Source organism: Dolichospermum sp. UHCC 0315A (assembly GCF_008121535.1).
Classification (GTDB): domain Bacteria; phylum Cyanobacteriota; class Cyanobacteriia; order Cyanobacteriales; family Nostocaceae; genus Dolichospermum; species Dolichospermum lemmermannii.
Window position 1 is genome coordinate 3,301,279 of sequence record NZ_CP043056.1, and the last position, 11,917, is coordinate 3,313,195.

10 protein-coding genes are annotated in these 11,917 nt (G+C 38.1%); 6 read left to right on the forward strand and 4 right to left on the reverse strand.

Annotated features, from left to right (window positions below):
• Positions 1-24 precede the first annotated feature (24 nt).
• A complete protein-coding gene (locus tag BMF77_RS16075) occupies positions 25-1,371 on the forward strand; it encodes a serine/threonine-protein kinase (RefSeq protein WP_148764166.1) in 1,347 nt (448 codons plus the stop codon).
• 488 nt (positions 1,372-1,859) lie between these two features.
• Here BMF77_RS16075 and BMF77_RS16080 read toward each other — a convergent pair whose 3' ends face one another.
• Positions 1,860-2,087 carry a hypothetical protein gene (locus tag BMF77_RS16080; RefSeq protein WP_148764168.1) on the reverse strand — a complete coding sequence of 76 codons (228 nt, stop codon included), beginning with the start codon at positions 2,085-2,087 and terminating at the stop codon, positions 1,860-1,862.
• Between the two features lie 1,335 nt (positions 2,088-3,422).
• Between BMF77_RS16080 and BMF77_RS16085 the strand changes: the two genes are divergently transcribed.
• The 3 genes from BMF77_RS16085 (at position 3,423) to BMF77_RS16095 (ending at position 7,047) form a co-directional block, all read left to right on the forward strand.
• On the forward strand, positions 3,423-3,719 hold the full coding sequence (locus BMF77_RS16085; protein ID WP_148764170.1) for a hypothetical protein: 297 nt from the start codon (positions 3,423-3,425) through the stop codon (positions 3,717-3,719).
• Complete coding sequence (locus BMF77_RS16090) at positions 3,710-4,132, forward strand: type II toxin-antitoxin system VapC family toxin (RefSeq protein ID WP_148764172.1); 423 nt, start codon at positions 3,710-3,712, stop codon at positions 4,130-4,132. The genes BMF77_RS16085 and BMF77_RS16090 overlap by 10 nt, the downstream gene beginning before the upstream one ends.
• A gap of 305 nt (positions 4,133-4,437) precedes the next feature.
• Complete coding sequence (locus tag BMF77_RS16095) at positions 4,438-7,047, forward strand: chloride channel protein (protein WP_210422210.1); 2,610 nt, start codon at positions 4,438-4,440, stop codon at positions 7,045-7,047.
• A gap of 77 nt (positions 7,048-7,124) precedes the next feature.
• Here BMF77_RS16095 and typA read toward each other — a convergent pair whose 3' ends face one another.
• From typA to BMF77_RS16110, 3 genes are all read right to left on the reverse strand, one after another.
• The gene (gene typA, locus BMF77_RS16100) at positions 7,125-8,915 is read right to left on the reverse strand and encodes a translational GTPase TypA (protein WP_015080476.1); all 1,791 of its coding nucleotides are present in this window, start codon (positions 8,913-8,915) and stop codon (positions 7,125-7,127) included.
• A gap of 162 nt (positions 8,916-9,077) precedes the next feature.
• Positions 9,078-9,548 (reverse strand): type II toxin-antitoxin system VapC family toxin, encoded by a 471-nt coding sequence (locus BMF77_RS16105; RefSeq protein ID WP_148764174.1) that lies wholly within the window; start codon positions 9,546-9,548, stop codon positions 9,078-9,080.
• A complete protein-coding gene (locus BMF77_RS16110) occupies positions 9,549-9,812 on the reverse strand; it encodes a hypothetical protein (protein ID WP_148764176.1) in 264 nt (87 codons plus the stop codon).
• Between the two features lie 118 nt (positions 9,813-9,930).
• Between BMF77_RS16110 and BMF77_RS28000 the strand changes: the two genes are divergently transcribed.
• Together BMF77_RS28000 and BMF77_RS16120 are read left to right on the forward strand one after the other, a co-directional pair.
• Positions 9,931-11,223 (forward strand): serine/threonine-protein kinase, encoded by a 1,293-nt coding sequence (locus BMF77_RS28000; RefSeq protein ID WP_246862937.1) that lies wholly within the window; start codon positions 9,931-9,933, stop codon positions 11,221-11,223.
• A gap of 105 nt (positions 11,224-11,328) precedes the next feature.
• Positions 11,329-11,901 carry an HD domain-containing protein gene (locus BMF77_RS16120; RefSeq protein WP_148764178.1) on the forward strand — a complete coding sequence of 191 codons (573 nt, stop codon included), beginning with the start codon at positions 11,329-11,331 and terminating at the stop codon, positions 11,899-11,901.
• Positions 11,902-11,917 lie beyond the last annotated feature (16 nt).

The following is an 11,917-nucleotide window of genomic DNA, read 5'->3' on the forward strand; positions in this document are numbered from 1 at the left end:
TCCACCGTATCTACTATCAAGGGTATGATTATTTGGCAACCAGGGCAACAAATTAATAACGGTAGATTTATCATTCAGGGTAAACCCTTGGGTAGCGGTGGTTTTGGAACTACCTACAAAGCCTTAGAACCCAGCACGGGTAAATTATACGCCATTAAAACCCTCAACCAGCAAATGCAATTGCGAGAGGACTTTGCCGAACAACAAGTTAAGTTTATTAACGAGGCCTTGACAATTAAAGGTTTTGATCATCAGCATATTCTCAAAGTCCATGAAGTCATTCAATCAGGTGAGCTTTTTGGCGTGGTGATGGAATATATTGATGGAGTAACTTTATTTCAATATCTTCGACAAAACGGACAACTTGCCGAAAGCGAAGCACTATTATATATAGATCAAATTGGTCAGGCTTTAGAATATATTCACGCCAAAGGGAGTTTACACCGGGACATTAAACCAGCAAATATTCTTTTACGCCAAAATAAACAAGAAGCGGTTTTAATTGATTTTGGTTTAACTCGCAGTATTGCAACTAAAAGCATGACGGCTTCTTTTACAGAAGGTTATGCACCTATTGAACAATATCGTCGCAAAGGGAGTTTTGGACCCCATACCGATGTTTATGCTTTGGCTGCTACTTTATATTATCTGCTCACGGCTGACGGACTCAACAAAGAGGGTGAATTTAGTCCCGTACCCGCACAAAACCGGAAATATGATGATGAACCTTTACCCGCACCAAAACATTATAATTCTCGCATTAGTCAGAGGGTGAATGATGCTATTTTGCAGGGTATGGAAATAGAACCGGAAAAACGGACTCCGACGGTGTTGGAGTTTCGGGAAAATTTGGGTTTAGTTATTAATGGAAATAACCAAGAGATACAATTAAAATCATCCTGTGGAATGGACTACAGGAAACTGCGTGACTACCTCGCACAAGAGAAATGGAAGGAAGCAGACGAGGAAACAAAACGGGTAATGTTTGCGGTTGCGAAACGGGAAAAGGAAGGTTGGTTAGATGATGAACATATTGATAATTTTCCCTGTGAAGACCTCCGCACCATTGACCAATTGTGGGTAAAATACAGTGATGGGCGTTTTAGTTTTTCTGTGCAAAAACGCATTTATCAAGGTTTTGGTGGAACGAGAGGATATAACTCAGACATCTGGAAGAAGTTCGGGGACAAGGTAGGATGGAGAAAAGGAGGCGACTGGTTGTACTACATAGATATTACTTTTGACAAGAAAGCACCAGAAGGCCACCTCCCTTGTTTAGCATTATGGAGATTTTTAGTGGATTATGGGGAGGGAAAGAAGATGGTAGAATGGTTGAGGAATGAGGTTCTTCTCTCGCGTCGAGACTTGTAGACTGTAACATTTAAGGGTTACAGAAAAATATTAAGTCTGAATCAGGATAACCAGGATTAAAGGATTTTCAGGATGGTAATTTATAGCTGGTTTGTTTGGTGATGAAAATTGCATTTGTCAGAATCAGGATAACCAGGATTAAAGGATTAACAGGATGGTAGTTTATAGATGGTTTGTTTGGTGATGAAAATTGCATTTGTCAGAATCAGGATATCCAGGATTAAAGGATGTAGAGGATGTAATTTATAGATGGTTTGTTGGTGATGAAAATTCCATTTGTCTGAATCAGGATAACCAGGATTAAAGGATTAACAGGATAGTAATTTATAGATGGTTTGTTTGGTGATGAAAGTTGTATTTGTCAGAATCAGGATAACCAGGATTAAAGGATTAACAGGATAGTAATTTATAGATGGTTTGTTTGGTGATGAAAGTTGTATTTGTCAGAATCAGGATAATCAGGATTAAAGGATGTACAGGATGGTAATTTATAGATGGTTTGTTTGGTGATGAAAATTGCATTTGTCAGAATCAGGATAATCAGGATTAAAGGATGTACAGGATGGTAATTTATAGATGGTTTGTTTGGTGATGAAAATTGCATTTGTCAGAATCAGGATAACCAGGATTAAAGGATTAACAGGATAGTAATTTATAGATGGTTTGTTGGTGATGAAAATTGCATTTGTCTGATAGCGTAGCGTGGCGTTAGCCATATCAGGATAACCAGGATTAAAGGATTAACAGGATAGTAATTTATAGATGGTTTGTTGGTGATGAAAATTGCATTTGTCTGATAGCGTAGCGTGGCGTTAGCCATATCAGGATAACCGGGATTAAAGGATTAACAGGATAGTAATTTATAGATGGTTTGTTGGTGATGAAAATTGCATTTGTCTGATAGCGTAGCGTGGCGTTAGCCATATCAGGATAACCGGGATTAAAGGATTAACAGGATAGTAGTTTATGGATGGCTTAAATTATTCAAAAACAATCATTCAAAAACATTCTGAAAAATCCCCAAGTTCCCACCAAAAATCATCCAATCACATCCTGTAAATCCTCAAATCCTGGAAATCCTGATATGGCTAACGCCACGCTACGCTATCAGACAAAATAAAATCATCAACTCCCCACAAAAAATCATCCAACAACATCCTATCAATCCTCAAATCCTGGAAATCCTGATATGGCTAACGCCACGCTACGCTATCAGACAAAATAAAATCATCAACTCCCCATAAAAAATCATCCAACAACATCCTATCAATCCTCAAATCCTGGAAATCCTGATTCAGACAAAAAAATCCCCAACTCCCCACCAAAAATCATCCAATAACATCCTGTAAATCCTCAAATCCTGGAAATCCTGATTCAGACAAAAAAAATCACCAACTTCCACCAAAAATTATCCAATAACATCCTGTAAATCCTCAAATCCTGGAAATCCTGATTCAGACAAATAAAATCATCAACTCCCCACAAAAAATCATCCAACAACATCCTATCAATCCTCAAATCCTGGACATCCTGATTCAGACAGAAAAATCCCCAACTCCCCACCAAAAATCATCCAATAACATCCTGTAAATCCTCAAATCCTGGAAATCCTGATTCAGACAAAAAAATCACCAACTTCCACCAAAAATTATCCAATAACATCCTGTAAATCCTCAAATCCTGGAAATCCTGATTCAGACAAATAAAATCACCAACTCCCACCAAAAATAATCCAATAACATCCTATAAATCCTCAAATCCTGGACATCCTGATTCAGACAAAAAAATCCCCAACTCCCCACCAAAAATCATCCAATAACATCCTGTAAATCCTCAAATCCTGGAAATCCTGATTCAGACAAAAAAATCACCAACTCCCCACCAAAAATCATCCAACAACATCCTGTAAATCCTCAAATCCTGGACATCTTGATTCAGACAAAAAAATCACCAACTCCCCACAAAAAATCATCCAACAACATCCTGTAAATCCTCAAATCCTGGACATCATTTAGATATAATATAATAAATTGCCAGCAGGAGTATTACTTATGACAGTAAAAAAACTTATTCAAGCAGAAATTGACAGAATACCAGAACAAGAGCTAGATAACCTTTATCAATGGATAAAAGAATTTACAGATAAAATAAATAGTGTAAAAAATGGGATTTTCTCACCCCAAAATATACCATCAGAAACCTTGGAAACAGCAGAAAAAAACCTTTCTAATTCTTATCCTTACCATGATTTAGATTATCTTGCTGGAACATGGACAAAAGAAGATGAAACTGAATTTTTACTTAATACTGAACAATTTAATGAAATAGATCAACAATTATGGCAATAAAATCAATCTTACTAGATACCAATGCTTATACTGCTTTTAAACGTAATCAAAATGAAGCAGTTTCAATAATTGGAAATGTAGATATTATTGCCATCAATTCTATCATCCTTGGAGAATTACTAGGAGGTTTTGCATTAGGAAATAAATTAGAACTAAATCGTTATGAATTAGAAAAATTTATGGAATCTCCTAGAGTCAAAATATTTCCTGTAAATGAGAAAACATCAGAATATTATGCTCTCATTTATTCTCAATTGCGAAAGAAAGGAAAACCTATACCTACTAATGATATTTGGATTGCAGCTACAGCAATTCAACATGATTTAATTTTATTTACTTATGATAGTGATTTTAAAAGTATAGAAAATTTAAAATTAGGTAATTGTTTAGCAGATTTTATTTATGAATCATAATTGATCATTATACTTGAAACCCACATCCTGTAAATCCTAAAATCCTGAGTATCCTGATTCTGACAAAAATACTTTTGGAAAAGCAAACCCCTATATATATGGGCGCACAGATTTTCACTATACTTAAACAATAACTGAAACTCGAAAACTTGTCAAGAGTATTTTCAATAATTTTACCGTCTTCTCTCATCCAAGCTCCTCAGTAAAAATATTTAATATGCTAAATAAGATACCCATCTAAAAAACTCAAGAAAGAGTTAGTTTTAAATTAAAATTTAAAGATTAAAAATTAAAACTTAAAAATTATGATTTCCCTGCCATTGCTAACCCAGTATTTTCGGAACTTTTGGCAACCTAGAAAGGGATTAGCTATAGCAGAAGCTTCTATAATTGGGATAGTAGCCGCTTTATCTGCGGTATTACTCAAACAAGGTTCAGGGTGGTTGGGAACATGGCGAGTGCATACAACTCACATTTTCCCAGCCTGGATATCTCTACCATTTATTGGCCTAAGTTTGGGGTTTCTTTCTGGTTGGTTAGTGCAGAGATTAGCACCAGAAGCGGCTGGTAGTGGCATTCCCCAAGTTAAAGCTGCTTTGGCAAATGTGCCAATTAAACTATCATGGAGAGTGGCTTTTGTCAAGTTAATCAGTTCGATAATCGCCTTGGGTTCGGGGTTAACCTTGGGTAGACAGGGACCTACAGTCCAGGTTGGTGCGGGGTTAGCAGCGGGTATGAGTCGTTTAGTTCCCACCTCTCCAGATCATCGTCGCCAAATGATTGCAGCGGGGGCTGGGGCGGGTTTAGCAGCGGCTTTTAATGCGCCTTTAGCCGGGGTATTATTTATTATTGAAGAGTTATTACAAGATCTATCAGGTTTAACTTTAGGAACGGCAATTATTGCTGCTTTTATTGGTGGTGTAATTTCCCGGTGGTTAGGTGGTGGGAGTCTGCAATTAGACTTAAAACTAATTGACTATTCTAGCAGTTTTTCCCTATTAGAAATTCCGGCTTTATTAATTTTAGGAATTTTAGCGGGTTTATTAGCAGCTTTATTTAATCAGGGATTAATTTTCACTATTCAAGCTTATCGTCGGTTACATATTAGTTTACCTTTACGAGTGGCTTTAGCTGGTTTGGCTTCTGGTTTGATTATGTCTTTGTTGCCAGAAACTTTTCGGGATAATACAGGTTTGCGAGAGTTTATGATTGCTAGTGAACCAAATATTCCTTTAGCGGGAATTGTCTTTATTGCCCAATTTATTTTAACATTAATTGCCTTTGGTTCGGGCGCACCAGGAGGATTATTTGCACCAAGTTTAATTTTAGGTTCTTGTTTAGGACATATTATTGGCGTATGTGAATTGCAAGTATTTGGATTTGGTTCACCGACTACCTACGCATTAGCGGGAATGGGGGGATTTTTTAGCGCGGTTTCCAAAGTTCCCATTACTGCAATTGTGATTGTTTTTGAAATGACGACAGATTTTAATTTAGTCTTACCTTTAATGGTGGTATCTGTAACATCTTATTTAGTTGCTGAGAAGGTTGTTCCCGGTTCACTCTATGACAAACTTTTAAAATTAAATGGCATCATTATTAAAAAAGATAGTCCAACGGAAGGGATATTAACTCAATTAACTGCTAAGGATGTCATGCAGCGCATAGTGGAAACTTTAGAATCAAAAATGACAGGAGATGAAGTTATTAAAGCCTTTTCTCGTTCCCATCATCGCGGTTTTCCTGTAGTCGAAAATAATAAATTAGTGGGCTTAGTTTCCCAAACAGATTTACAGAAAATCCGTGATCATCTCTTCCCCCATGAAACTATTTTAAAAGAAATTATGACACCCAAACCGGTGACGGTGACACCAGCAGATAGATTAAGTCATGTTCTCTATTTATTAGATAGATATCAAATTAGCCGTTTACCCGTAGTAGATGGAAAAAAATTAATTGGGATTATTACCCGTGCCGATATTATTCGCGCCGAAGCAGATCATTTGAATGGCGAAAATGGGGTGACAGGTCCCCAAGCAGAACCTTCTTATTTAGTTTATCAAACTCGTTCCCCTAGTATTGGGAGAGGGAGGTTATTAGTTACTATCGCTAACCCGGAAACCGCCCCGGCTTTATTAGAAATGGCTGCTGCTATCGCCCGCGATCGCCATTATGAAATAGAATGTTTACAAATCATCTTAGTATCCCGTCATGTTTCTCCGGCGGAAACCCCAGTTAACACCGCCAAAAGTCGCCGCTTACTCCGACAAGCCGAAGGTTTAGCCAAAAAACTCAATATTCCCATTCATACCCAAATTCGTGTCGCCCATGATATCGCCCAAGCTATTTTAGAAACTACCAAGGAACGATATATAGACTTAATTTTCATGGGTTGGAAGGGAAATACATCTACCCCTGGCAGGATTTTTGGCAGCGTAGTAGATACTATAATTCGTCAAGCAAACTGTGATGTTGTCTTGGTCAAATTAGGCAATAATTTCCATTCCTACCAGCAATTTAAACGCTGGTTAATACCAATGGCTGGAGGACCAAATGCACCTATTGCCATTAAATTATTACCTGCTTTAGTAACTTTGGAAAACGACATAGAAATCCGCTTAACTCAGGTAGTTAAACCTGGGGAAGTTGCACCAGATATGACGGTTTTAGAGGAATCTACTCGTCAATTAATGCGTCACCGCAATTTACAAAGTAATGTTGTCGCTGCATCTTTGCAAGCTGAATCTGTTACCGCTGGAGTCATTGAATTAGTCAAAACTGAAGATTTCGACGTTGTAGTTTTGGGTGCTTCTCGTGAGGGATTATTACAACAAGCAATTCAAGGTAATATTCCCGAAGCAATCGCATCTGGTGTTGATAGTACCGTAATTTTAGTCAGAAGTGCAATTTCTTAACTATGATTTGTGTGATTTACCTGATTTATATGAGTTTATAAATTTAATCAGGGTGGGAAACCCCACCCCTACAGATATTAACGTTTCACCAATTTCTTGGACATCTTCCGAAGACGAATAGATTCAGGTGTAACTTCCACCAATTCATCTTGAGCAATGTATTCCAAAGCTCTTTCCAAATTCATGTCTATGGGTGTTTGTAACTGAGTAAGTTCTTCACCACCAGATGAACGGTGGTTGGTTAACTGCTTCGTTTTACAAACGTTCAATTCCAAATCTTGGGGACGATTATGTTCACCAATAATCATCCCTTTGTAAACCTTAGTTCCTTCACTGATAAAGAACGCGCCTCTATCTTCACAGTTTTTCATCGCGTAGGAAGTAGAAACACCTTCTTCAAAGGAGATGAGAACGCCTTTGTTCCGGGCTTCAATATCACCACAAAGGGGACGATAATCAAGGAAACTGTGGTTCATGATGCCTTCACCGCGAGTCATTCGCATGAATTCACCTCGGAAACCGATTAAACCACGGGCTGCTACGATAAACTCTAGTTGGGTGCGATCGCCACCACCAGGCTGCATATCTTGCATTTCCGCTTTCCGTTGTCCTAAGCGTTCAATACAGCTACCAACTGCGTCCGCGGGAACATCTAATGCTAGAAGTTCAAAAGGTTCGCAATTTTGACCGTTAACTGTACGGTAAATTACTTGAGGTTGGGATACTTGGAACTCAAAACCCTCACGGCGCATGGTTTCGATTAAGATGCCTAGGTGTAATTCACCACGACCAGAAACCAGGAATTTATCGGGAGAGTCGGTGTCTTCAACGCGCAAGGCTACGTTGGTTTCTAATTCGCGGTATAAGCGATCGCGGATTTGCCGAGATGTTACCAATTTACCTTCTTGACCAGCAAAAGGTGAATCATTCACCCAGAAGGTCATTTGCAAAGTTGGTTCATCCACCTTAATTAATGGCAGAGCCAGAGGTTCATTAGGATCTGTAATAGTTTCGCCAATATAAGCATCAGCAAAACCAGCTACAGCCACAATATAACCTGCGGTAGCTTCTTGCATCTCTATCCGTTTTAAACCTTCAAACCCCATCAGCTTGGTAACTTTGCCCTTGACAATGCTGCCATCTTCTACTACCAAAGCAGCTTGTTGTCCAGCGCGGATAGTTCCATTGTGGATTTTACCAATGACAATCCGGCCTAAATATTCTGAATAATCTAGGGTGGTAACTTGTAATTGTAGAGGCTTGTTAGGATCTCCCACTGGTGCAGGAACGTGGCGAAGAATGGCATTAAATAGCGGCTGCATATCTACTGATTCTGCTTCTAAGCTTTCTTTAGCGAAACCAGCCATACCGGAAGCAAACAAATATTTAAAGTCACACTGGTCTTCATCTGCACCTAATTCTAAGAACAGATCCAAGACCTTATCAACAGCAATGTGGGGGTCAGCTTGTCCCCGGTCAATCTTGTTAATAACAACAATAGGACGGAGACCTTTTTCCAAAGCCTTTTTCAAGACAAAGCGGGTTTGGGGCATTGGTCCTTCATTGGCATCAACAATCAGAATACAACCGTCTACCATGCCGAGTACCCGTTCTACTTCTCCGCCGAAGTCAGCGTGTCCAGGAGTATCAACAATATTAATCAGGGTTTCTTTGTAGCGAACCGCTGTATTTTTAGAAAGAATTGTAATGCCTCGTTCCCTTTCCAAATCATTGGAGTCCATGACACAATCCGGAACGTCTTCGCCTTCGCGGAAAATGCCGGACTGTTTGAGGAGAGCGTCAACCAGGGTGGTTTTACCGTGGTCAACGTGGGCGATAATGGCGACGTTACGAATTGGGAGCGTCATAGATGATTTGGGTAAACTTTAAGGTTTTTAGATTAAGAAGCTTATTTTTGGTCGTTTTAACAGAAGTGGAGATGATTTGCCAATTCTGTAACGAACCTTTAATAATTCTAGCGTAATTGTCACAAATATTGTTATTTTGATAATAAATATCAAGAGCATGGTTTAGGTTGAAGAATAGTTGTGAGGATTTTTCACAAGCAAACCTGCACTGACAGCGGCTATATTCAATTCTTTATCAGCAGATACAAAAGTTAATTGAGGTAAACCATTTGCAATGCAAAGGGTATTTATGGACTCAGCAGCAGCTAATTGAACTGCATCATAGCCGCGTAAACAATATTTTTCAGCTAATCTCATTCCTGAATTAATGATATTGTCTGTAATTTCTATCACTTGATATTCAGATTCGATATCATTTTTTAACTGATGGTAGACCATTGTAGCATCTTGAATATTAATACTTCCAGCCCTCGTTCTTCTACTAATTGCCGCAGTAATCTCTACAGCAGTAATAGCAGCAATAAATACATCATTTTTTAACGTAGGATTGCACAAGCTAACAACCCAACCTGAACCTATTTCCGCAACGTAGCGTTTAACTAAGGCGCTGCTATCTAAAAAATAAACAGACATTTAGCGACGTTCCTCAATAATAGTTCGAGAAACGGGGTTTCCTTGTGCCTGAATAAGTTTTCTTTCATGTTGTTTACTGTCAGCAGGTTGTTTAATTTGTTTCACCAAACCAGAACTTAACAGTGCTTGATGAAAGTTTGTGATTTGATTAACTTGTGCTTTATCAGTCAGACATATTTGGATGGCTTGATTAAGTTGCTGTAGTTCATCTTGTTCTAAACTATCAAGCTGATTGAGAATTTCCTTGAGAATTGTTTGTGGCATAGGTTTTTAGTTTATAGTCAGGTGTCTTCTACTATTTTAGGCAGATAATAACCTGAAATTAGCACTTACAACTAAAATTGTGCCAAAATGAACTTATAAATCTATAAATTTACAGGTTATGGCTTGGTTATCAGGACAGGAATTACAAAATGGTAAATATACCATAGAAAAAGAATTAGGTGAAGGTGGTTTTGGGATCACTTATCGCGCTAGAGATAATCAGGGAAATTTCGTTGTTATCAAAACTCTAAATGATGCAATCCAAAAACGTGCTGATTTTGCTAAATTTCAACAAGACTTTCTCAACGAAGCGATTAAATTAGCTAAATGTAGTCATCCTCATATTGTCCAAATTTACGAAGTCATTCATGAAAATGATCTTTGGTGTATGGTGATGGAATATATTGATGGGGAAGATTTAGGAACTATAGTAGAAAATCAAGGTATTTTATCTGAAACTGAAGCATTACGCTATATTCAGCAAATTGGATCAGCATTAACTGTAGTTCATGATAATGGCTTATTACATCGAGATATTAAACCACAAAATATCATGTTGCGTTCTGGTAAATCAGAAGCCGTGTTAATTGATTTTGGGATTGCGCGAGAGTTTTCCCAGAATTTAACTCAAACACATACGCAAATGTTAGCTGATGGTTTTGCACCAATTGAACAATATGATAAAAAAGCAAAACGGGGAGCATTTACAGATGTTTATGCTTTAGCTGCAACTTTGTATTCTGTGTTAACTGGAGAATTACCAACTATATCACCAATGAGAGCAATTGGTACAGAATTAGAAGAAGCAAAAAAGATAAATTCTAGTATTAGTGATAAAGTAAATCAGGCGATAATTAAAGGGATGGAAATAAAGCCGGAAAATCGTCCTCAGTCAATAAGTGAGTGGTTATCTCTTTTGAATATCCAAAAAACCAGCAATAATACTATTCTTTCCGCCACACAAATTATTGAAGATAAGATTATTCATGAGTTTAAAACTCATGTTGATTATAAAAGTTCTACAGCAGGATTGCTAATTCATCATAAAGAAAGTAGCTCAGACCTCGCATTGCATTATCATATAACTATCTCTGATACCCACGCCTTTAACTTTGGTGGAAATGGATTTGCTGTATTCCGAATTCCGCGAAAGTATCATATAGTAGAATCGGTGACATTATTGCCTAAAAAAGAAGTTGTTGATAGATGTTTAATTGCTTATGAATTATTCAAAACTTGGGATTATGGGTTATTAGGTTGGAACTGTGAACATTTTGCTAGATTAGTCACAACAGGAGAAGCAATTAGTTATCAAGTAAAAGAGTCAATTTTAGCATTTTTAAATAATAATGGTTATCATCCATTAGCAAAAGAAATGATGGACAAAGCTTATCAAACTGCAAAATACTAATTTAGTTAAAAACACTAACCTCTTCCTTCTCTTCCTTCTCTTTCTCTTCCTTCGTGTCCTTCGCTCCTTCGTGGTTCATTTCCTCTTAACATCATCCAACTAAAAATGCTATCAGAAAGATTTACCCAAGCGCTTACCTACGCCCATGAACTCCACGCCACGCAAAAACGCAAAGCTGGGGATATTCCCTATATTACCCATTTACTCGGAGTAGCCAGCATAGCCTTAGAATATGGAGCTAATGAAGATGAAGCCATAGCAGCCCTACTACATGATGCCATAGAAGACCAAGGTGGAGCAGCCACCAGAGAAGAAATTCGCCGGCGATTTGGAGATCATGTCACAGCCATAGTTGATGGTTGTACAGACGCAGACACCACACCCAAACCCCCTTGGAAACCCCGGAAAGAAGCCTATATTGCCCATATTGCCACCGCTTCACCAGAAGTATTGCTAGTTTCCGCTGCTGACAAACTCCATAATGTCTGCTCAATTCTCAAAGATTATCGCATGATTGGTGATGCAGTTTGGGAACGGTTTCAAGGTGGCAAAGAAGGCACACTTTGGTATTATCGTTCCCTCGCAGATGCTTTCCAGAAACATCAAATTACGCCCTTAGTGGCAGAATTAGAAAGAGTAGTGTCCGAATTAGAAATTTTAGCTGCATACAAAAAATGAAGAACGAAAACTTTCA